The organism is Wansuia hejianensis (assembly GCF_014337215.1).
Taxonomy (GTDB): domain Bacteria; phylum Bacillota; class Clostridia; order Lachnospirales; family Lachnospiraceae; genus Scatomonas; species Scatomonas hejianensis.
This window is the reverse complement of sequence record NZ_CP060635.1, coordinates 1,630,865-1,652,132: the sequence shown is the minus strand read 5'-3', so window position 1 is coordinate 1,652,132 and position 21,268 is coordinate 1,630,865. Positions and strand designations below refer to the sequence as shown.

The 21,268-nt window shown below is 49.6% G+C and carries 18 protein-coding genes; 11 read left to right on the top strand and 7 right to left on the bottom strand.

Annotation, left to right across the window (positions count from 1 at the left end; genetic code table 11):
- Nucleotides 1-49: 49 nt before the first annotated feature.
- From H9Q79_RS07555 to H9Q79_RS07540, 4 genes are all read right to left on the bottom strand, one after another.
- Complete coding sequence (locus tag H9Q79_RS07555) at nucleotides 50-1,231, bottom strand: iron-containing alcohol dehydrogenase (RefSeq protein ID WP_249329563.1); 1,182 nt, start codon at nucleotides 1,229-1,231, stop codon at nucleotides 50-52.
- Between the two features lie 92 nt (nucleotides 1,232-1,323).
- Nucleotides 1,324-2,703 (bottom strand): aldehyde dehydrogenase, encoded by a 1,380-nt coding sequence (locus H9Q79_RS07550; RefSeq protein ID WP_249329562.1) that lies wholly within the window; start codon nucleotides 2,701-2,703, stop codon nucleotides 1,324-1,326.
- A 17-nt stretch (nucleotides 2,704-2,720) separates the two neighbouring features.
- A complete protein-coding gene (locus H9Q79_RS07545) occupies nucleotides 2,721-3,923 on the bottom strand; it encodes an iron-containing alcohol dehydrogenase (protein ID WP_249329561.1) in 1,203 nt (400 codons plus the stop codon).
- Entirely contained in the window at nucleotides 3,874-4,398 is a 525-nt protein-coding gene (locus H9Q79_RS07540; RefSeq protein ID WP_249329560.1) for a MarR family winged helix-turn-helix transcriptional regulator, read from the bottom strand. Before H9Q79_RS07540 ends, H9Q79_RS07545 begins: the two co-directional genes overlap by 50 nt.
- A gap of 192 nt (nucleotides 4,399-4,590) precedes the next feature.
- Between H9Q79_RS07540 and H9Q79_RS07535 the strand changes: the two genes are divergently transcribed.
- A complete protein-coding gene (locus tag H9Q79_RS07535) occupies nucleotides 4,591-4,893 on the top strand; it encodes a hypothetical protein (protein ID WP_249329559.1) in 303 nt (100 codons plus the stop codon).
- Nucleotides 4,865-5,419 (top strand): sensor histidine kinase, encoded by a 555-nt coding sequence (locus tag H9Q79_RS07530; RefSeq protein WP_249329558.1) that lies wholly within the window; start codon nucleotides 4,865-4,867, stop codon nucleotides 5,417-5,419. Before H9Q79_RS07535 ends, H9Q79_RS07530 begins: the two co-directional genes overlap by 29 nt.
- Here H9Q79_RS07530 and H9Q79_RS07525 read toward each other — a convergent pair.
- Both H9Q79_RS07525 and H9Q79_RS07520 read right to left on the bottom strand, forming a co-directional pair.
- A complete protein-coding gene (locus H9Q79_RS07525; RefSeq protein WP_249329557.1) occupies nucleotides 5,310-7,400 on the bottom strand; it encodes an EAL domain-containing protein in 2,091 nt (696 codons plus the stop codon). The genes H9Q79_RS07530 and H9Q79_RS07525 overlap by 110 nt on opposite strands.
- A gap of 125 nt (nucleotides 7,401-7,525) precedes the next feature.
- Complete coding sequence (locus H9Q79_RS07520; protein WP_249329556.1) at nucleotides 7,526-8,905, bottom strand: radical SAM/SPASM domain-containing protein; 1,380 nt, start codon at nucleotides 8,903-8,905, stop codon at nucleotides 7,526-7,528.
- Between the two features lie 299 nt (nucleotides 8,906-9,204).
- On the opposite strand from H9Q79_RS07520, the gene H9Q79_RS07515 reads away from it, so the two are divergent.
- The gene (locus H9Q79_RS07515) at nucleotides 9,205-10,374 is read left to right on the top strand and encodes a GGDEF domain-containing protein (RefSeq protein WP_147371456.1); all 1,170 of its coding nucleotides are present in this window, start codon (nucleotides 9,205-9,207) and stop codon (nucleotides 10,372-10,374) included.
- Here the strand turns inward: H9Q79_RS07515 and H9Q79_RS07510 are convergent.
- Nucleotides 10,356-10,964: a TetR/AcrR family transcriptional regulator gene (locus H9Q79_RS07510; protein ID WP_118645586.1), complete on the bottom strand. Its 609-nt coding sequence runs from the start codon at nucleotides 10,962-10,964 to the stop codon at nucleotides 10,356-10,358. The two genes, H9Q79_RS07515 and H9Q79_RS07510, sit on opposite strands and share 19 nt — an antisense overlap.
- Before the next feature lie 148 nt (nucleotides 10,965-11,112).
- On the opposite strand from H9Q79_RS07510, the gene H9Q79_RS07505 reads away from it, so the two are divergent.
- The 8 genes from H9Q79_RS07505 (at nucleotide 11,113) to H9Q79_RS07470 (ending at nucleotide 21,250) form a co-directional block, all read left to right on the top strand.
- Nucleotides 11,113-11,988 (top strand): DegV family protein, encoded by an 876-nt coding sequence (locus tag H9Q79_RS07505; RefSeq protein WP_118645668.1) that lies wholly within the window; start codon nucleotides 11,113-11,115, stop codon nucleotides 11,986-11,988.
- Nucleotides 11,989-12,056: 68 nt separating this feature from the next.
- Complete coding sequence (locus H9Q79_RS07500; protein WP_118645588.1) at nucleotides 12,057-13,406, top strand: replication-associated recombination protein A; 1,350 nt, start codon at nucleotides 12,057-12,059, stop codon at nucleotides 13,404-13,406.
- Nucleotides 13,407-14,024: 618 nt separating this feature from the next.
- A complete protein-coding gene (locus H9Q79_RS07495) occupies nucleotides 14,025-15,551 on the top strand; it encodes an ABC transporter ATP-binding protein (protein WP_118645590.1) in 1,527 nt (508 codons plus the stop codon).
- A gap of 1 nt (nucleotide 15,552) precedes the next feature.
- Nucleotides 15,553-16,638: an ABC transporter permease gene (locus H9Q79_RS07490; protein ID WP_118645592.1), complete on the top strand. Its 1,086-nt coding sequence runs from the start codon at nucleotides 15,553-15,555 to the stop codon at nucleotides 16,636-16,638.
- A gap of 14 nt (nucleotides 16,639-16,652) precedes the next feature.
- Complete coding sequence (locus H9Q79_RS07485) at nucleotides 16,653-17,570, top strand: ABC transporter permease (RefSeq protein WP_118645594.1); 918 nt, start codon at nucleotides 16,653-16,655, stop codon at nucleotides 17,568-17,570.
- A gap of 82 nt (nucleotides 17,571-17,652) precedes the next feature.
- Nucleotides 17,653-18,834 carry a BMP family ABC transporter substrate-binding protein gene (locus H9Q79_RS07480; RefSeq protein WP_118645596.1) on the top strand — a complete coding sequence of 394 codons (1,182 nt, stop codon included), beginning with the start codon at nucleotides 17,653-17,655 and terminating at the stop codon, nucleotides 18,832-18,834.
- 174 nt (nucleotides 18,835-19,008) lie between these two features.
- Complete coding sequence (locus H9Q79_RS07475) at nucleotides 19,009-20,553, top strand: amidohydrolase family protein (RefSeq protein WP_118645598.1); 1,545 nt, start codon at nucleotides 19,009-19,011, stop codon at nucleotides 20,551-20,553.
- The gene (locus tag H9Q79_RS07470) at nucleotides 20,501-21,250 is read left to right on the top strand and encodes an aspartate/glutamate racemase family protein (protein WP_118645600.1); all 750 of its coding nucleotides are present in this window, start codon (nucleotides 20,501-20,503) and stop codon (nucleotides 21,248-21,250) included. Before H9Q79_RS07475 ends, H9Q79_RS07470 begins: the two co-directional genes overlap by 53 nt.
- Nucleotides 21,251-21,268 lie beyond the last annotated feature (18 nt).

The window sequence follows — 21,268 nt, the reverse complement described above, 5'->3', positions numbered from 1 at the left end:
GGTGCGGCTGACCCCCTGGCGGGGTCAGCCCTTTGATTCTCTGGAACCGTCAGAAATCGACCTCAGTACCATAATATGCGCATGTTATCAGCCTTTGCATGCCGGCCGTGGTGATCGGGCGTGGATTGGAACCGGTGCAGGCGTCAGAAACGGCGAGCTCAGAGATCTTCGCGAGCTTTTCCCTGAACTCCATCTCAGGGATGCCGAAGCCCTGTAAAGAGCAGGGAATATCCATGTCTTTATTATAGGAAAATATCTTTTCACAGAGGCTGTTCACCAGCGACTGCTCGCTTGCTCCGGCAAGTCCTGCGGCGCGGGCGATTTGTGCGTAGCGGCTGGCCGCTTCCGGCACCCTGGCATTATAGCGGATTACGTAGGGCAGGTAGATCGCGTTGGCGCAGCCGTGAGGAATATGTCCGCAGGTGAATGCGGCTCCCGTTTTGTGGGCCATGGAGTGGACGATTCCCAGGAGTGCGTTGGAGAAGGCCATACCGGCCAGACATTGGGCGTAATGCACCTGTTCCCTGGAGGACTGGTTTCCCCGGTAAGACGCCGGAAGATAATCCAGTACCATTTCAATGGCTTTGAGGGCGAGAGGGTCCGTGAAGGGGCAGTGCAGTGTGGAAACATATGCCTCTACCGCATGCGTCAGCGCATCCATCCCTGTATAGGCAATCTGCCTGGCAGGCAGACCCTGTACCAGCTCGGGATCTACAATTGCCACGTCTGGGGTGATGTTAAAATCGGCCAGGGGATATTTGACCCCGGTCTGGTAGTCGGTGATTACCGAGAAAGCGGTGACCTCTGTCGCGGTGCCGGATGTGGAGGGTATTGCCGCGAATCTGGCGAGCCTTCTCAATTCAGGGAAATGAAAGGGGACGCATAAGTCCTCAAAGGTAATGTCAGGGTATTCATAAAAAGCCCACATGGCCTTTGCGGCGTCAATGGGTGAGCCGCCGCCGATGGATACGATCCAGTCAGGCTGAAAGCTCCGCATTGCCTCAGCGCCCTTTAGAACCGTCTCTACTGACGGGTCAGGTTCTACACCTTCAAAAAACCGGAGTTCCATCCCGGCTTCTTCCAAAAAAGCGGCTGCTTTATCCAGGAAACCCTGACGTTTCATGGAACCTCCGCCGGTGACGAGGAAAGCCCTGCGCCCTTTTAAATTTTTCAGTTCTTCCAGGCAGCCTTTTCCGTGATAAATATCTCTTGGTAATGTAAATCTGCTCATAATCGATCCTCCTTCTCGGGGATAGTATGAGTCTTTTGTAGAGAAAATATCAGGCAGAAAAACAGAAATGAAGCGGCTGCCCTCTGTCAGTATTATTTCAAAAAGAAATGAATCAGCTTGTCATGTATATTTTTGTAAGGCTGGTACCGCATGGGAAGATCCAGCCAGGTTTTTTTATCCACAATACTTTTAAAATGTGAGAAAGTGCGGAAGCCGTCTCTGCCGTGATAGGAGCCCATGCCGCTTTCTCCGAAGCCGCCGAAGCCCATCTGACTGGTTGCCAGATGAATGATCGTATCGTTGACACAGCCGCCGCCAAAACCGCATTCGGCAGTGATTTTCCTGATTGCCGGCCTGTTAGCAGAAAATATGTACAGCGCCAGCGGATGAGCCATTGAGTTGATCGTCTGGATGGCATCCTGGAAGGATTCGTAAGTCAGGACGGGCAGGAGCGGGCCGAAGATCTCTTCCTGCATGACCGGATCTTCAAAGGTGACGGAATCCATCACGGTCGGTTCTATTTTCAGGGCCAGGGGGTCTGTTTTCCCTCCAAAAACGACCTTATCCGGTTGGATCAGGCCGGAAATACGCTGAAAATGCTTTTCATTGATGATCTTGCCATAATCTGGATTGGCCAGCGGGTCCCTGCCGAACTGGGCGGTGATCTGGCGTTTAATTTCATCGATCAGCGCTTCCCTTATCTCCCTGTCGCAGTAAATGTAGTCAGGAGCCACGCAGGTTTGCCCGCAGTTGAGGAATTTGCCGAAGACAATCCGTTTGGCGGCCAGTTTCAGATTGGCTGTTTTTTCCACGACGCAGGGGCTTTTTCCGCCCAACTCCAGGGTGACGGGGGTCAGGTGGGCAGCGGCCTGCTTCATTACCTCTTTGCCGACGGCCTGGCTTCCGGTAAAAAAGATGTAGTCAAAGGATTCCTGCAGAAGGCAGGTGTTCTCTGCACGGCCTCCGGTGACGGCCGTCACATAAGGCTCCTCAAAGCATTCCCGGACGATCTCTTTCATAATCTCGCTGGTGTGCGGTGAATAGGCGCTGGGTTTTAAAACCGCTGTATTGCCGGCAGCCAGGGCGTCCACCAGAGGGTCCATGGTCAGGAGGAAGGGATAATTCCAGGGACTCATGATCAGCACAGTCCCGTAGGGGGAGGGCTTCTGATAGCTTCTGGAATGAAATTGAGCCAGAGGAGTTGGAACCCGTTTTTCTCTGGCAAAGGACCGGATATGCTTCAGCATATAGGAAATCTCGCTGAGCACCAGCCCGGTTTCGCACATGTAGCTTTCAAACCCGCTTTTTCCCAGGTCCCTTTGGAGGGCTTCATTGATCGCCGTTTCCCGGGACAGGATGCAGGCCTTCAGCTTTTTCAGGGCCTGTATTCTGTAATTGATATCCAGAGTAGTCCCGGTGTAAAAAAAGGAACGCTGCTGGCTGACCATATTTTTAATTTCTGTTTCCGTCATATGAAGATTCCTCCCTCTCAGTTTTCCATCAGAAGATAATAGAATTGTTCCAGTTCCTTGGCGTTCATGAGAACCGGGACAGGGTAGAGGGGATTAGCTTCCTTATCCGCGTAATGAGAAAGCTTTGAGATATCCTCTTCTCTGATTTCCCGGATCGTATCTCCGATGCCGAAGCGTTTCTTCATATCTTTAACCGCTTGGATGAAATTTTTGGCCGCATATTCATCGGATGAGCCTTTGTCAGAAATGCCGGCCTCAACAGCCAGCTTGCGGAGCTTGGCGTGGATGGAAGAGCCATAGGCTTCCAGTACAAAAGGGAGGAGGACTGCATTAGCCAGCCCGTGGGGCACATTGTATTCTCCGCCCAGGGAGTGGGCCACCGCGTGAACATATCCCACGTAGGATTTGGTAAACGCACAGCCTGCGTAGAAGGAAGCTTTCAGCATGTTGCGCCGGGCTTCTATATTGTTTCCGTCCGCATAAGCGGTGTCCAGGTTCTCAAAAATTAACCGGACGGCCATCAGGGCGTCTTTCCGGGTACCGTAGGTGGTTGAATTGCCAATGAAAGCCTCAACCGCATGAGTGAGGGCGTCCATGCCGGTAGTGGCGGTGATGTGAGGCGGAAGGCTCAGAGTGACCTTGGGGTCCAATACCGCGTATCTTGGGATCAGCGGGAAATCGTTAATCGCATATTTATGGCGTGTTTCGGCGTCGGTGATAACAGCCGCCAGAGTCGTTTCACTGCCGGTTCCTGCTGTCGTCGGGATTGCTATAATCAGCGGAAGCTTTGTGTGTACCTTCAGAATTCCTTTCATCTTCTCGAGAGACTTGCCCGGCTTTGCCGCGCATACGGCCACAGCCTTGGCACAGTCCATGCTGGAGCCCCCTCCGAAACCGATAATCGCGTTGCATCCGCCGGACTGATAGATCTCCAGCGCCTCCGCCACATTGGCCGTCGTGGGGTTGGCGACGGTCTGATCGTAGATGGTAAAAGTGATACCGCCGGCTGCCAGAGCCTTTTCCAGGCGCTTTGTGAGTCCCAGCTTCCGGATGCCTGTATCAGTGATGACCAGAACGTTGTCACAGTTATTTTTCCGTATGATTTCCGGAAGTGCTTTTACGCTGCCGACAATCTCCGGCTTGCGGTAAGGAAGAAAAGGCAGGGCGATTTTAAATGCTGTCTGAAAGACCCTGCAGTAAATCTTTTTCAGTTGATTCATGGTTGTTAGAAATCCTTTCTGTTTCTTTATCCAATTTAGCACAGATCTCATTCAGGTTCTCGGAAACCTGAAACAGGACGCGGTAAAAGAGCTCCCGTTCCTCATCCGAAATCCCCTTGCCACCTGAAATAACCGCACTCATAATCAAGTCCTTCACCTTGAGGGCGCAGTCAGATCCTCTGGCGGTTAAAACCGCTTTCGCACGGTATTTCCTTTTATCGGGGGAAATGGTGTAGGTGATGAACTGATTCATCTCAAGATCCGAAAGAATCCTGGAAATACCGGCCTTATCCTCACGGCAGATGGAGCACAGGTCAGCCGCTGTCAGCCCTTCCGGATTCTTACTGAGGTAGTAGATACACATGACATGGGAACCCTTGAGCCCCAGGGAATCCATGCGGTGTTTCTTGATCCTCTGAATGGATTTGTAGACCTGGGTGATACCGGAGGTGAGTTTTTCAAATCTTTCTATCATAGTTACCTCTTTCTGTCTGGAAAGTTGATTCATCAACTTACAAAACAACATGACTATAACAGAGAAATGTTGATTTGTCAACAAATATTTGGAGGCTTTGGGTAATTCATTATGCACACATTTTTTACAGGATTTTTAGAAAAGTTTTTTCTATAATGTGTTCATATAAAGAAGAAAGAGGTGGGTTTTATTATGAAGAGTTTTAAAGGGCTAAAGGTTTTTGCAATTGGGTTGGGCGTTTTGATGCTGGTGGGATGCGGTCCGGCTTCTGGGGAAGGAGGCGTCCGGAAGGATTTGCGGGCAGGAAGCGGCCAGACTGGAAGCGAACAGGGAGAAAGCGGGCGGACGGCGGATGGAGGCCGGGCACAGGACGGCGGCCAGGGAGATGCGGAAGACCTTTATAGTTTGGCTGCTGCTGGCTTCTACAGACGCAGGAGCGGTAAGCCTCTATCCCCGGGAGGTAAACGTGGATATCATCCTGTTCAGCCTGTATGAAAGCTATGAAGCGTTGTGCATTCAAAAAGGCGTGAAATTGTCAGTGGAAATGGAAGAAAAGGAATTGCCGGAACTGAAGGCCGATCCGGACCGGCTGATCCAGGTTCTGAGGATTTTCATGGACAATGCCGTGAGGTTTTCAAAAAAAGGCTCCGGCATAGAGCTTCAAGCCAGAGCTTTAAAAAATGAAATCTGTTTTTCTGTCGCAGATCATGGAACGGGGATTTCTGCAGAAGACGCGGTTCATGTCTTTGAACGGTTCTATTGCGGGGATAAATCCCGGACAGATCAATCACACTATGGCCTGGGACTGTCCATAGCCGCAGAAATCACCCGTATGATGGGGGGGAAGGATCGGTTTCAGAGAAACGCCAGGCGGCGGCTGCACGTTCTGGGCTGCGTTTCCCGTCAGCTAATCAGAATTTTTTCCCGGAAGCCAGAGCCGCGAATTCATCAAAGGGAACTGCCTGTGAATAATACCAGCCCTGATATCTGGTGCAGCCGGCTCCGGCCAGCGTGTCCCTGAGCTCTGGGCTGCTGACATACTCAGCCAGCACGTCTACATTCAGGGAATGGGAGAGCTGGACAATGGAGGAAACGATATCCCGGCACCGGGGATTATCAAGCATGCCTGTCACCAGCGACCCATCCAGCTTAACCAGTTCAAACTGGCTGCCGAGAAGGTATTTCAGGGACGTCTGACCCATGGAGAAATCATCTACCGCAAAATGGTAACCCAGCTCGTGCAGGCGGGAAAATCGCGCCTTCAGTTCGTCATTGAACAGAAGGGCAGTCTGTTCAGTGATTTCTAACCAGGGCAAATAATCCCTGGCTGACAGGTCAGTCAGGAAATTCTCAAAATCTGCCGACTGAATCGAGGAGCCTGTGATATTGACGCTGATTTTTAGTTCCAGTCCGGTTTCGCTGTGCAGCCGCTGGAGATCTGCGGCGGCGCGGGAAACGATCATCTTTTCCAGGCGGGGAAGCAGATCTGCTTCCTGGGCGAGACGGATGATCAGGGGAGGGTAGACCATGCCGAAGACCTTGTGATCCCATCGCAGCAGCGCTTCAGCCCCCAGGCAGCGTCCGTCCAGATGATATTGGGGCTGGTAATACAGCATTAGCTGACCGGTGTTGATCGCGTGATTCAGATCCGCGGCCAGGGCCTTGGCTATAGTATCAGAGGCAGTGAGTACGGTAGGCGTCCCAGTGGCTTCGCTGTATTTCATTTTCTGAAGAAGCTCGTCGTATTCCGACTGGGCTGTCCGGAGCTTTTCAGCATCGTACCTGCGGACAAAGGGGCGGTAAATCAATACAGCCAGAAACAGGTTGAATACCTGCAGAAGAGTGCCGGCGACAGATCCCGTGGCCATATACCCTCCGATCAGCACAGGAGTCGTCCATTCAACTGTGTGCGTTACGACCGGGACCAGACCGATGACAGTGGCGGCGTAGGAGGTGAAGAAACAGGCGACGGGCGTCAGTATGAACGGAATCAGCAGCGTCGGGTTGTAGATGACCGGAAGGCCGAACACAAGGATCTCATTAATATTGAATACCAGCGGAAAGGCGGCCATTTTAATCAGTGTACGGTTGCTTCTCCTGCGGCTGAACAGCAGGAGTGCCAGAAAAAGTCCGAGAGTGGCGCCGCAGCCGCCCATGAGGACGAAGGTATCCAGGAAGGGCTTGGTGAGGATCTCCACAGGCGTCTGCCCGGCAGCGACAGCAGCAGCATTCTTCTCAAGAGCGGGGACCAGCATTGTGGTGGAAACACCCTCCAGGACGTTGCTGCCGTGTATGCCGAAAAACCAGAGGACGCTGGAGAGAATTACGAACAGAAGCCCGCCTCCGATACCGCTTCCGACAACCCTGAAAATAGCGTTGGCGCTCAGAAGGAACAGGGATTGGATGCTGTCTGCCCCGGTAATGCTCAAAATCACATAGTTAAGCACGGCAAACAGAATGATGACAATAGCGGCAGGGAAAATAGATTTGATTGCGGAAGTCAGCCGGACGTCGCCGCCGTCAGAAAAAAGGTTCACCGGCTTCATGCGGTCCACCAGGATGACGTATAGTTCAGAACCGGCCAGCGAAGCCAGAATGGCTATAAATGTGCCCTGGGCGCCGAAAGATCCCTCCGTGGCGGTTCCGGTAGTCATTCCTGATAAAATAAAAAAGCATACCAGGGCGACGATAATCATTCCTCCTGAATGTGATCTGGCGTCAGAGCTCTTCAGAAGGCTGTACTGATAAGAGATGGACAGTGTCATATAAACAGACAAAAGGCCGAAGGTGACATTATAGACGCCATTAATAAGCGCATAAAGAAAGCCCCCGCTCCAGCCTGCAATAAACTCCTGATAAGCTGTGAGGGGGAGTGATTTCAGAACCAGTGAGAAGGCTCCAATCATTAATATGGGAATCAGTGTGACGAGGCCGTTACGGATCGCCTGTATTCCTGTACACTGAGATAATTTTCTGAATCTTGTAAATATCGAACGCCACATATCAGCCACCTGTATCATTTATACTTCTCGAACCATTATAGCCTATATTTCCACGGCGGGCAATGGAAGAAACAATAAAACATAAAAAACCCCCGGACTTTTTGTCCAGGGGCTTTCATTTTCTATTATTTTCCACATCCGCTGCAGGAAGAGCAGGAATCCGGGTGAGAAGAACACCAGAGTTCGTCTGCAACCGGCTGCCAGTTAGCGGCGTAGGTTTCGCATTTGTCACAGAGATGGTCGACAGACTCAGGATCCTGATAATCAGTATTCACCGCATTGGTATCCTTAACCAGCTGGCGCAGGCGCTGCGGATTCTCCAGCATTGGGCAGGGGCGGAGATGATTCTCATTAAATGGCTGGTTATCATGATAAGCCTGGAAAATCGGGCTCTTCAGTGCTTCCAGCAGAGTGCAGTCATGAATATTTGCATTGGAATAGTGGATGAATACACAAGGCTCTACGTCACCCTTAGCGTTGATATGCAGGTAACGGCGGCCTCCGGCAATACATCCGCCTACATACTCTCCATCATTCTGGAAATCCATACCGAAGATGGCCTTGGTTCCACGGAATTCACGAATGCGTTTGTACATCTCTGTACGCTGTTCCGGACTCAGCATCAGTTCCGGAGAAGCAGCGTTGCCTACCGGCATATAATGGAAGAACCATACAAACAGGGCTCCCATATCGATGATCTTATCATAGAATGCTTCACTGGACACATCCTCAAAGTTGCGGCTGGTATAGCATACAGAAATACCAAAGGGCAGCTTGTGTGATTTCAGCAACTCCATTGCATGCATTACCTTCTGGTAAACGCCCTGTCCGCGGCGGCTGTCGTTGGCGTCTTCAAAGCCCTCCAGGCTGATAGCCGGAACGAAGTTTTTCACGCGGAGCATTTCCTGGCAGAATTCTTCATCGATCAGCGTTCCATTGGTGAAGGACAGGAATTCACAGTCAGGATGCATTTCGCAGATTTTGATCAGGTCTTTTTTACGTACCAACGGTTCGCCGCCGGTATAGATGTACATATAAGTACCCATCGCTTTACCCTGTTGTACGATAGAATCAATCGTCTCCAGAGAGAGGTTCAGCTTGTGGCCGTACTCAGCAGCCCAACAGCCGGTGCACTGCAGATTACATGCGGATGTAGGATCCAGCAGGATTGCCCACGGAACGTTGCAGTTATTTTTTTCTGCTGTCTCTTCCTGAAGCGCGCTTCCCTTTAAGCTGGCGTTGGTGATAAAGTTAGCGAAAAATGCCTTGCGGACTTCCGGATCCAGTGCATAGATACGAAGAATCAGATCATACCAGTTGTTCTTCTCCTCGATTGCCTGACGGATTGCGTTTCTCTGGCCAACATACCAGTCTTCCGGACACAGTTTGTCAACCAGGTCCATGATCTTGGGTGCATTTTTCTCAGGGTCTTTTTCCAGGTAATTCAATGCGGTATTGATAGCCGTAGAAATTGCAGCATTTTTAATTTTAGTTCCTACATTCATTGTCAATTACTCCATTCTTTCTTTATGTATATCTATAGGTTCCGGTCAGCGCAGCAGGATTCCGCGCGGACATACTTAATAACGCCCTTATTATAGGTAGGAAATTACCAGATGTCGACGGCCAAAGCTGGAAAAACGTAACATTTTAGGACATATTTTTAAAAGTGTCTAATTCTGTATACATCAAAGAAAGTGTCTGCTTTTTAAAATTTCCGCTGTTGAAATGGGACAGGCTGTGGTATGATGGACACATACAGGCAACAGGTGTGCCGGCATTCAGGAAGGGCCTAAGAAGACTTATGAGAAAAATCGGGATTGTTCAGAAAATCATATTTACTCCGGAAGAGGAAGAGAGATTTCAGCGTTCGGTGGAGCGGCAGATCCGCCGCTTTCTGTGGATTCCTGTCGGAATCCTGATTTTGTTCCAGATCTTTAATATACTGCATGCGCTGATCTATACGGAATTCAGGCTGGATACGGTTCCCAGCAGGGTTTATTTTTGTATGTACGCGCTGATGCTCACGGCGTCGCTGCTGGCTGTCGGGATGCTGTATGTGTTTTCACGGCCGGCAGCCGGAGAGCGTACGGGGCGTATCCTGCGGCTGCAGTACGTATTTGTGGTTTTTCTTGTGGCATGGTCTGTTGCGGTCACGCTTTATGACCAGAGGGTATCTGATAACATCAGTGTATACCTGGTCATGGTCATGAGTGCGGCGGTGCTGGCCTATCTGCCGCCGGGGGTGTTCCTGCCGCTGTACCTTCTGAGTGAGGCATTTATGATCGCCGGGATGCCGCTGTTCAGCAGCGGACAGGCCGGTGACCATTTTGGATTCTATGTGAATTCGGCCGGCATGACGCTCACATCGCTGTTTGTAAGCTTTTACCGGTATTACAGCCAGCGGAGGGATTTCAAAAACCGATGTATTATTGAAGAAAAAAATCAGGAAATTATGGAGAAGAGTGCGGAGCTGGATTTCATTGCCAATCACGATTCTCTCACCGGCCTGCTGAACCGCCGTTTTCTAATAGGCTTTCTTCACAGGATCTATCAGGACAGCAGGCAGAATCAGTTTCTCCTGGGGGTCTACATGATCGACATAGATAATTTCAAGAATTACAATGACTGTTACGGTCATGTGATGGGAGATGAGTGTCTGAGAAGAATTGCGGATGCCCTGGGCCTTCAGATGGATACAGGCAAGCTGTTCCGGTACGGAGGGGAAGAATTCCTCGTGCTGAAGCCGGACGTCCGGCGGGAGGACTGTGACAGGATAGGAGAAGAGCTGCGCAGGTGCGTAGAGGCTCTGAAGATAAAGGCCGCCGATCCAGGGAAGGTGGTTACGGTCAGCATCGGCTTCAGCTGCGGAGAAGCCAGAGACGAGAAAGGCTGGGAGTCCCTGCTGAAAAAGGCCGACAGCGCCCTGTACCATGCGAAGCGGAGCGGGAAGAATCAAGTTTCTGGCCTGTGAATGACGCCCCTTTTAGTTAAAATCTCCGATTCGAGAATTCCCCGCAGGATTTCTTTAGATTCTGCACGTATCTGCTCAAGGGAACTCCGTTCTCCATGGCATTCATTAATGAAGCCCAGCAGCCCCAGGCAGAGAAATCCCGTAACCTTCCGCGTTGAATACTTGGGCATCAGGAGATTGCGTTCCTTGCGGGCGTGCATTTCAACAGTCTCCAGCACATAGTGATAGAAAGTGAATGCCAGAGAGTAATTCCGGTGAGGGCTGGTCTGGTGAAAAAAGTCAAAATTGTTATAATAAGTGTCCAGGATGCTGTCCAGGACGTTGCAGTAGCTGGTCACCGGGTCGTTCCCGGGATTGTTGGACTGTTGCAGGCGGTTATACAGCTCCGTCCCGGAGGCGATCATTTCTTTGAATATATCGTCGGCCAGGTCATATTTGTCACTGTAGTGAGTGTAGAATGTAATCCGGCTGATATCGGCAGTTTTGCATAAGTTAGTGATCGTGATTTCTTCAAATGGCGTGTCAGCCAGCAGTTCGATCAGAGCCTGCCTGAGGGCGCGCTTTGTCTTGACAATTCTTTTATCTTCCATAATACCTTTACTGTTTCCTGAATCTGTATAAGTAACTGACAAAATGTAATTTATGTTATAGCATTGTTTACAGGGTTACTTTATAATTTTAATGCGTATGCTTTATTTGGTCAATAAAAAAGAAGAAGATTTGGGGGAAAATCATAGGATGCAGGGAATTGCAGTGATGACAGACAGTAACAGCGGAATGAGCAGGGAGGAAGGGGAACGGCTTGGTATCTCCGTACTGCCGATGCCTTTTTTAATAGATGGTACATTTCATTTGGAGGGAGTAGATTTAACACAGGAAGAATTTTACCGCCTGCTCGGGCAGAATGCGGAGGTTTCCACCTCACAGCCGTCCCCCGGCGAGATTATGGACTGGTGGGGAGAGCTTCTGAACTCTCATGACGAGGTTCTGTATATTCCTATGTCCAGCAGTTTGAGTGAATCCTGTCATGCGGCACAGAATCTTGCTCTGGAATACGGGGGAAAGGTGCAGGTAGTGGACAACCGGAGGATTTCCGTCACCCAGAGGCAGTCTGTTCTGGATGCCGTGGAGCTGGCGAAAAAGGGATTACGTGCGCCCGTGATCAAAGAAATCCTGGAAAGGGAGGCTCTGGAAGCCAGTATCTACATCACTGTGGATACTCTGAAGTACCTGAAAAAGGGCGGAAGGATAACCAGCGCGGCAGCGGCTATTGGCACAGTGCTTAATCTGAAGCCGGTCTTAACCATCCAGGGTGGGAAATTAGATGCCGCGGGAAAGGCCAGAGGGATGAAAGCTGCCAGACGGATTATGGTCAATGCCATGGGGCGGGACTGCGAGACGAGATTCGAGAAGGCCTGCCGGGAAGGGAGGATGCGGCTTCAGATCGCATACAGCCAGATCTCCCGGGAGGTGCTGGACAGTTGGCTAGAAGAAGTGCAGGCAGCATTTCCGAGCGTGGAGATATATGCCGCACCGCTGTCGCTGAGCATCGCCTGCCATATCGGGCCGGGCGCGCTGGCGCTGGCTGCAGCGAAGGTACCGGAAGAGTTGTGAGGGTGTTGTTCCTGGCGGGAGCCTCATGGTATACTGGTAAGCAGATCGGATATTAAGGAGGTGGGCTCATGGAACAGTTGACACTTTTTAGCGGCCCTGAAACCCAACCCCTGGCGGCCAGGCTCCGGCCCCAGTCTCTGGATGAGTTTGTGGGACAGGCACACCTGCTGGGCGAGGGTAAGGTGCTGAGGCGCCTGATTGAAAGCGACCAGATATCTTCCATGATTTTCTGGGGGCCGCCCGGTGTGGGCAAGACAACTCTTGCGCGAATCATCGCCAACAGGACAAAAGCTTCATTTATAGATTTTTCGGCGGTTACCAGCGGTATTAAGGAGATCCGCACGGTCATGCAGCAGGCGGAGGAAAACCGCCGTTATGGGGAAAAGACCATCGTATTTGTGGATGAGATCCATCGGTTCAATAAGGCTCAGCAGGATGCGTTCCTGCCCTTTGTGGAGAAAGGCAGCATTATTCTGATCGGCGCTACGACGGAGAATCCATCCTTTGAGATTAACGGGGCTCTTTTATCCAGGTGTAAGGTGTTTGTGCTGCAGGCCTTAAGGACCGGTGAGCTGACGGCTCTGTTGGCACGAGCCTTAGAGGATAAGAGGGGATTCGGCAATCAAAGAATCAGGATTTCCGGGGATATGCTTGAAATGATCGCTGTATTTGCCAACGGGGATGCCAGGACAGCCCTTTCCACGCTGGAGATGGTGGTGCTGAACGGCGATCTGGACGGCGAAGGGGTGATCACTGTCACATCCGGGACTCTGGAGCAGTGTACATCCAGAAAGTCTCTGCTATATGATAAAACAGGTGAAGAGCATTACAACCTGATTTCCGCCCTCCATAAGTCTATGCGGAATTCGGACCCGGATGCGGCTGTATACTGGCTGGCCCGTATGCTGGAGGCAGGAGAAGATCCCCTGTATGTGGCCAGGCGCGTGATACGGTTCGCCAGTGAGGATGTGGGTCTTGCTGATCCGAGAGCGCTGGAAATCGCAGTTGCGGCCTATCAGGCCTGCCATTTCCTCGGGATGCCGGAATGCACGGTTCATTTGACGGAGGCCGTAGTCTATCTGTCGGTGGCTCCTAAATCTAACTCCCTCTATGAAGCCTATGAGCAGGCCAAGAAGGATGCGGTGAAGCAGCTGGCAGAACCGGTGCCGCTGGTGATCCGCAACGGGGTGACCCGTTTGATGAAAGAGCTGGATTACGGTAAAGGGTATCAGTATGCCCATGATACGGAAGAAAAACTGACTGACATGCAGTGCCTTCCCGATTCCCTGCTGGGCCGGGAGTATTACCGGCCGGGAGAACAGGGGCTGGAAGCCAGATATAAGGAGCGGCTGGATCAGATGAAAGCATGGAAGAAGTCTGTCCGCGGCAGGGAAGGTGGATGCGTTCGCGATGAATAGAAGAACTGAATAAGAGATGATTATCAGAGAAAGCCAGTAGAATTACTGGCTTTTTTTGTATGCGATGTTCAGAAAAAATGCAGTGAACTTAATATAGAATGCAGTTTACATTGATCTGGTACAATTGCTTAATAAATATTGAGATTTAATTGTGCTTCGGCACAAAATGCATAACTGAACCTGGGGAATTGCAGGGTTATAAGCACAATATGCATAAATATTTAAACCTTTTCATTGACTCTCTAGTTACTTGAGGCACTAATATGTTCATAGAAAGCAATTTATACAGATTAATGATATTTATAGAAAATAATTTATACAGATTAATGATAATTAGAAGAATTACTTTGGAAGTTTCGTTTTTTATAAGCGGAATAAAAGTTATCTTTTGATAGTAATTCGGACCTTGAAAATTTAATAGGATGTTCTTTATTTGATCTGCAGCATTATTTGAATTCTTAAGTTTTGCCCATTGCCGAAATGGGTATGGAAGTAAGCCCTTCTTTAGTATTAAGATGGTGCCGCGCCGGACAGGCTGCGGCATTTTAGAGTAGTAGATTCGTCAGCAATACTGTGCAATATTTTGTTTACAAAGAGATGGAAGGGGAAATAAGAAGTATGGATAATGAATACATGGTAGAAATGCGGCATATCACCAAGACGTTTGGCAAGCTTGTCGCTAATAACGATGTATCCTTGAAAATTAAAAAGGGAGAAATCCACGCGTTGCTGGGTGAGAACGGCGCAGGCAAATCTACATTGATGAATGTGCTGTATGGCCTTTACGGCAAGGACAAGGGTACCGTCCTCTGGAACGGCCAGGAGATTAATATTAAAAGCCCGGACGAGGCGATTAAATTGGGTATCGGTATGATCCATCAGCATTTTATGCTGGTTAATAAGTTTTCCGTGCTGGAGAATGTAACTCTGGGCATAAAAGAGGGTAAATGGATCGAAATTCCCACAGATGAGATCCGTAAGAAAATTATGGAGCTCTCTGATACATATGGACTAAATATCAAGCCTGATGCGATTGTTGAGAATCTGACAGTAGGCGAGCAGCAGAGAGTAGAGATTGTAAAAGCACTTTACCGCCATTCCGAGCTGCTGATTATGGACGAGCCTACCGCAGTGCTGACGCCCCAGGAAGCAAAACAGCTGTTTAAGGTGCTTTATAAGCTGAAAAACGAGGGCAAATCTATCATCTTTATCAGCCACAAGCTGCCAGAGGTTTTGGAAATCTGTGATGCCATCTCTATTATGCGTGACGGATGCCTGGTAGAAGAGATGGAGAATACAGAGGATCTGGATGAGGCGAAGCTGGCAAACGCAATGGTAGGCCGAGAGCTGAATCTGGAAGTGGTAAAAAGTAAGTGCGAACCGGGTGAAGTCGTGCTGAAACTGGAAGGCATCAGCTGTGACGGTATCAATGCGTCCTGCGGCGTGACGGATTTTTCTCTTGAGCTGTACAGAGGCGAGATTGTAGGCCTGGCCGGTGTAGACGGCAACGGGCAGACAGACCTTTCGGAGCTGATCATGGGTCTTCGCAAAATGACAACCGGCAAAATCGAGTTCCTGGGTCAGGATATCAGTAAAATGACAACCAAACAGAGAAGGGAGCTTTCATTGGGATATATTCCGGCAGACCGCCTGAAATCCGCAATGATTCCTTCTATGTCTCTGACAATGAATATGTGTATCAACAAACCGGATCAAGCGCCTTTCGGCACAAAATGGGCATTGAATCAGAAAAGTATTACGGAATATACCGAACGCAAAATGAAAGAATTCAATGTAGTTGCAAAGAGCTCCGGCGAGGTGGGCGGCAATCTGTCCGGCGGTAATCAGCAGAAGCTGGTGTTGGCCCGTGAGCTTGGCGAGAAAGTTGATCTCGTGATCGCCGTATATCCGACCCGTGGCCTGGATATCGACGCGACACATTTTGTGTTTGATACGATGCTGAAAGCCAGAGACGAAGGCGCCGCTGTCCTTTATATCTCTACCGAGCTGGAAGAAATCCTGCAACTCAGCGACCGGATCGGCGTCCTGTATGAAGGCAGACTTCAGGGCATTATGCCTCAACAGGAAGCAGAAGTAACGAAGATAGGTCTGATGATGGCCGGAAGAGAAGTGGAGGTGAAATGAGATGAGTATCAAAGGCACATCGAAAGACAAAAAAAATGTCATCGAAACAATTTTCCGCTTCAGTCCTGTGATTGGCGCGGTCATTGGCCTTTTGGCAGCGGCATTGTTTGTAATGTTATACAACGTAGACCCAATCACCTTTATCGGAGCCCTTTGCAAGGGCGCGCTGGGAAGCGCTAAGGCAATCGGTAACTCCCTGAACAGAGCGACTCCGTATATTATTGTCGGAGCGGCAACCACGATCGCATTCAAGTGTGGTTCCATGAACATGGGTCAGGAAGGCCAGGTATTCATGGGCGGCCTTGGCGTAGCGGTCGTAGCTCTTATATTGCCGAGTGGTACGCCGGCGTTGATTGCCATCCCGCTTGCGTTGATTGGTGGTATGATTATGGGCGCGATCTTCATCTCGCTCCCGATTTTTCTCCGCGTAAAACGCGGCGTCAACGAAGTTGTCGTAACGCTGATTATGAACTACATGGCGACGCTGATTGTAAGCGCGCTGGTTGTAGGTCCGTTGGGAAAGGTAGGAGCAAGTTATCCGTGTACAGAAAACTTTGGCGAACAATATTCATTATTTAACTGGAAATCTGTAGGCCATCTGCATGTCGGTATCTTTATTGCGATCGCGGTAGCGATTCTGGCCATCTACATGTTCTGGGTAAACCCGATTGGCCTGAAGGCGCGTGCGGCAGGGTCTTCTCCGGCAGCCAGCTTAACGGCAGGCATCAATCCGACGAAGGTATTCATTATCGGTATGCTGGTAAACGGTGCGTTCTGCGGCCTGGCAGGCGGCGTGGAACTCTTAGGACGTTATAACAACCTGCGCGGTGGTTATGCGGATGGAATCGGGTGGGATTCTCTGATAGTCGCCCTGCTTTCCGGTATGAATCCAAAGGGCGTGATCCCGGCAGGTATTTTCTTCGGAGCGTTGTTTACCGGCGTGAGTTCTTTGCAGCGTTCCATTGGTGTGCCAAGCGCACTGCTCTCCCTGATTAAGGGAATTATCATTGTCTGTGTGGTAACTGGAACCGCCATCGAGAAATATCATCTGAACAGATGGCTCACCAAGAAGAAAACTGTGAAATAAGGGGGGTTTAGAAAATGTCAGGAATTATTCTTTACTTTAATACGGCAATCGCACTGGCAGTTCCGATTCTCATGGTTTCGATTGGTGTATGTTATCAGGAGAAAACAGGCGTCTATGGCATGGGATCAGATTCCTCCATGCTGCTTTCATGCTTTACCAGTATTGTAACGCTGATTGCAACAGGCAATTATTTTGTCGCGATCGTTGTAGGTATCCTATCCGGCGGCCTGATGTCACTGTTCTTTTCCATCTTTGCCGTTCGGCTCGGTACGGATCAGACGCTGACCGGACTGGCTTGTAACTTTGCGGTTATGGGTCTGACCAGCTCTCTTCTGCGCCTGCTATGGGGGGTTGATGGGATTCCGATGATGGAAAAACCAGCGTCTGTACCAATTCCTCTGTTAAGCAAGATCCCGATTGTCGGGGAGATACTTTTTGACCAGCCGATCGTTAATTATCTGGTATACATCATTATTCCGATCAGCTGGTGGATTCTGTACAGAAGCACCGTTGGCCTGAAGGTTCGCGCTGTAGGTGAGAATCTGGAGTGCGCGGATTCTGTTGGTATCAATATCTTAAAAACACGTACGCTTGCCTGTATGGTAGCCGGTATGTGCTGCGGCTTTGGCGGGGCGATTCTCGCGGTACAGCAGGTTGGTACGTTTGCCGATGAGATGACCGGTTCCAAAGCATGGATGGGTATCATCGCCGCTTACTTCGGCGGCTGGAGCCCGATTGGGGCAACCGGCGCGGCCATGGTATTCGGCCTGGCGATGGCGCTGGAGAAGAGAATCCAGCTTATGAGTTTTATCAGCCTGAATTCTTATACGGTCCAGCTATTCCCGTATATCGCCGCGATTCTGGTTATCTGCCTGACAGGCAAGAACCGCAGGCATCCGGCGAATATGATGCATTACTATCAGAAACAGTAGCTTTTGTGGGGTAGGTGCAGATTTATAGCGATGCAATATAAATCTGTTCTATAGATTATTACAAAGAAAAGGAGAGGGAAAAATGAGAAAGAGAGTATTAAGCATTCTTATGAGTGTAACACTTGTTGGCAGCATGGTGCTTGCGGGCTGCGGAGAGAAGAAAGATGCAGCAACAGGCAATTCAGCTTCGTCCGGCGCTTCTTCAGCTTCATCCGGCGCTTCTTCAGCTTCATCCGACGCTTCTTCAGCTTCATCCGGCGCTTCCTCATCTTCATCCGGCAGCTCAAGTTCAGCAGATAAAAAGGATATGTCAGATATCAAAGTCGCGTTTATCCTGCCGGGCGAATACAACGACGGCTCCTTTAATCAAAAGGGTTACGACGCAATGCTTTACTGCCAGGAGAACTTAGGCGTAGAGGCTACTTATGTTGACAGAATCGATACTTCTCTGCAGAGCGAGACACTGTATGATTATGCAGAACAGGATTATGACATTATCGTTTCCTGGGGCGCTCAGATGGAGGATGATGTCGTCGATACACTGGCGGAAGAGTTCCCGGATACTCAGTTTGTGATCGCTTCCGGTACAAAAGCCAATGAAACAAACGTTGTAAATATCCAGATTTCAGGCAAGCATCTGGGCTATGGATATGGTTATATGTCCGCTATGAAATCTAAAGCGAACAAGGTCGCGTTCATCGGCGCGGGCCAGGGTTCCCAGGCTTATACGGATGAAGTCGGCGGCTTCATCGACGGCGCAAAAGCATACAATGAAGACTGTGAAGTTACGATCATGTATCTGAACAGCTTCAACGATATTGACGAGTGCGCGCAGGCTGCCGAGTTTTGCGCAGAACAAGGCTGTGACGTTATGTTCGCGGACGTTTCCGGAGCTTACAAAGGGTTGTTCGATGTTGTAACCAAATCAGAGGGCAAGATCCTGACCTTTGGACGTAACGCAGATCACACCAAGGAATATCCGGAAGGCTGCCTGTCCTACATTGAGAACGACTGGGGCATTAAGATGGCTGATGTAATCACCAACTATGCGGAGAACGGCAAATGGGGCGAGAACGTATTCTGCGGATTTGGCAGTATTGTTTCTGGCTGGACATACAACTTTGACGGTGAGCCTGGATGGAATCCCGCGCTTGTTTCCGAAGAGGAAGTCGCTGATTTCCAGAAGAACGTGATTGATATGATCGCTAACGGCGGCTGGGACCCGACCTTCACAACTGAGGATGCGAACCCGGGCACTTATTAATTGATTCTGTTTCACTCCTATGGGGTATCAGAAAAAATGCATCAAAGCAGTGGATTCATAAGTATTGACTTATGAAGTATCCGGCGGCGGCGCCGAATCACGCCGCCGCTGGAGCCCACTGTGAATCACTATACACAAGACGGGATAGTCTAACAGGCAAAAGAGGTGTGAAAAGTGGAGAAGTCAACACGTTATATCATGGCGCCTTCCTATTTATGGGACGGGACTGCCGACGAAGCAGAAACAGGTGTGTGTCTTTTGATTGAGGATGGCAAGGTTATCTGTAAAGAAACGTTGGGGCAATGCCGCCGCCAGGCGCCTGACGCGGAGGTATATGCGGGTGACTATCTGATACTTCCGGGTTTTACCGATGCGCATGATCATGGAAGAGGAGTTTCTCCGACGGGATATGGAGTAGCGGACAGGCCTTTAGAACTGTGGCTGCAGGATTTATGGAAAATTCCGGCAGTGAGCCATTATACGGCTGCTTATTATGATGGAATCCAGCTGGCCTCTTCCGGTGTTACAACTGTACTGCACAGCCATAATCCGAATGATTTCGGGCGTTTATATGAAGAGGTTATCGACGGCGCTAAAGGATATAACGACGCCGGTATCCGCTGTATTATGTGCCCTCTTTATATTGATCAGAATAAGGGGGTTTATGCGGAGAGAGATGAGTTTATCAAGTCATTGCCGGAAGATATCGGCGCGGCTTTTAGAAATAGTATCCACGATAAACTTTTTACAATAGATGAGTATCTGGAATTAATAGATGCGCTCAGGAAGGCGTTACAGAATGAAATTTCAGAAGAGCTCGTGGAACTTCAACTGCATCCAAACGGGGGACAGTGGTGCTCGGACGAAGCTTTGTTACGTATGAAAGAATACGCGCTGGCCCATGGCATGAAGATACATATGCACCTTCTGGAGACAAAATATCAGGCGATCTATGCACAGAAAACATGGGGCTGCAGTTTTATCGAACACTATGAAAACATTGGTTTTTTAGGGCCGTGGCTCAGCTGCGCACATATCATCTGGATCACTGAAAAGGATCAGCAGCTATTGCAAAAATACGGAGTTCTTTCTGTCAACAATCCCTCTTCTAATATTCGGCTCCGAAGTGGAATCTTCCCTTTACGCGGAATGGCAGAGAAAGAGGCGCTTGTGGGATTAGGGCTTGACGGCTGTGCATTCGATGATGATCAGGATTATCTCCGCGAGATGCGGGTTGTCTTTTATAACATGGAACAGGTCGGAATGGGCAGTATGATTGAACATACGATCCCCCTGAAGATGGCGACGGTGTGGGGAAGCCGCATTACAGACGGCCGTCTTTCGCCGGGCAGCCTGACGCCGGGTGCTGACGCTGATTTTGTCTGTATTTCCATGGAAGAGCTGCGCAGGCCGTATGCGGATGATTTTACCGATGTAATGGATTTGCTTTTGCATCGGGGGCGCCGGGAAACGGTAGCGATGACGTTTGTGAAAGGCAGAAAAATTTATGATAAGCTGGAGAGTCAGAAAAAACTGGCAGAAGCAGAACAGAAGATCGCTTCAGAAATCAAAATGCTTCGCAGAGAACAGCCGTTCCGGGATATCCCCTGGAAAAGGACTTTGATATCCAAAGCTGAAGATTTTTATAAAGGATGGGAAATGGAATATGAGAATTACAGTAATTGCACCAATTGCGCTGAAAAGAAAATCCTCGTATGAATCAAAACCCTGCTGTAAAGCGCTGCCTTGTGAGTTTGCCTTCACTTTCATTGATAAAGGGCCAATGCTTGTTTTGAATTCTTATGATCAGGCATTTGCCACACCGGGTGTTGTATTGAAGGCACAGGAGGCAGAAGCGAATGGGGCTGATGCAATTGTCATTAACTGTGCGGCGGATACAGGATTGCAGGCGTGCCGTGAAGCAGTCTCTATTCCGGTGATAGGTGTTTTTGAAAGTACAATGCTGTTTTCAGCACAGTTTGCGGATCAAGTAGCCGTACTGACTTTTTCAGACCGGATTAACGGCCGGTATCAGAATACCATAAGAAATATGAACATGAGCCATCGTCTGGCATGTACCCGCACGATCGCGCTTCCGGAAGGAAGCGGTAAGAGCCAGGAAGATGTGATTCATGCGATGTATGAAAATATCAAAGATATTTATGATCATACCCTCTGCGACAGCTTTATTCTGGGCTGCAGTGATTTTGAGGGGGCAGGTCTTATGATGGGATGCACCAGCGTGGCAGGCATTGATGAAGGATTGCAGGCAAAACTTGCGGAAAATAGTTTAAAGGTTAACATCTATAAGCCTTTTGATATAGGAATTCATACAGCTTACATTGCGGCACTAATGCATGTGCAGAACAGCCGGAAAACATATCCGGCGCCCCACACAGTTTTTAATAATTTTTAACAGCTTCATGTAAGGAGG

Bases quoted from the DNA above. Each gene is read 5' to 3' on its own strand.
- H9Q79_RS07555 (WP_249329563.1), bottom strand. From the start codon at position 1,231: ATGAGCAGATTTACATTACCAAGAGATATTTATCACGGAAAAGGCTGC.
- H9Q79_RS07550 (WP_249329562.1), bottom strand. From the start codon at position 2,703: ATGACGGAAACAGAAATTAAAAATATGGTCAGCCAGCAGCGTTCCTTT.
- H9Q79_RS07545 (WP_249329561.1), bottom strand. From the start codon at position 3,923: ATGAATCAACTGAAAAAGATTTACTGCAGGGTCTTTCAGACAGCATTT.
- H9Q79_RS07540 (WP_249329560.1), bottom strand. From the start codon at position 4,398: ATGATAGAAAGATTTGAAAAACTCACCTCCGGTATCACCCAGGTCTAC.
- H9Q79_RS07535 (WP_249329559.1), top strand. From the start codon at position 4,591: ATGAAGAGTTTTAAAGGGCTAAAGGTTTTTGCAATTGGGTTGGGCGTT.
- H9Q79_RS07525 (WP_249329557.1), bottom strand. From the start codon at position 7,400: ATGTGGCGTTCGATATTTACAAGATTCAGAAAATTATCTCAGTGTACA.
- H9Q79_RS07520 (WP_249329556.1), bottom strand. From the start codon at position 8,905: ATGAATGTAGGAACTAAAATTAAAAATGCTGCAATTTCTACGGCTATC.
- H9Q79_RS07515 (WP_147371456.1), top strand. From the start codon at position 9,205: ATGAGAAAAATCGGGATTGTTCAGAAAATCATATTTACTCCGGAAGAG.
- H9Q79_RS07510 (WP_118645586.1), bottom strand. From the start codon at position 10,964: ATGGAAGATAAAAGAATTGTCAAGACAAAGCGCGCCCTCAGGCAGGCT.
- H9Q79_RS07505 (WP_118645668.1), top strand. From the start codon at position 11,113: ATGCAGGGAATTGCAGTGATGACAGACAGTAACAGCGGAATGAGCAGG.
- H9Q79_RS07500 (WP_118645588.1), top strand. From the start codon at position 12,057: ATGGAACAGTTGACACTTTTTAGCGGCCCTGAAACCCAACCCCTGGCG.
- H9Q79_RS07495 (WP_118645590.1), top strand. From the start codon at position 14,025: ATGGATAATGAATACATGGTAGAAATGCGGCATATCACCAAGACGTTT.
- H9Q79_RS07490 (WP_118645592.1), top strand. From the start codon at position 15,553: ATGAGTATCAAAGGCACATCGAAAGACAAAAAAAATGTCATCGAAACA.
- H9Q79_RS07485 (WP_118645594.1), top strand. From the start codon at position 16,653: ATGTCAGGAATTATTCTTTACTTTAATACGGCAATCGCACTGGCAGTT.
- H9Q79_RS07480 (WP_118645596.1), top strand. From the start codon at position 17,653: ATGAGAAAGAGAGTATTAAGCATTCTTATGAGTGTAACACTTGTTGGC.
- H9Q79_RS07470 (WP_118645600.1), top strand. From the start codon at position 20,501: ATGAGAATTACAGTAATTGCACCAATTGCGCTGAAAAGAAAATCCTCG.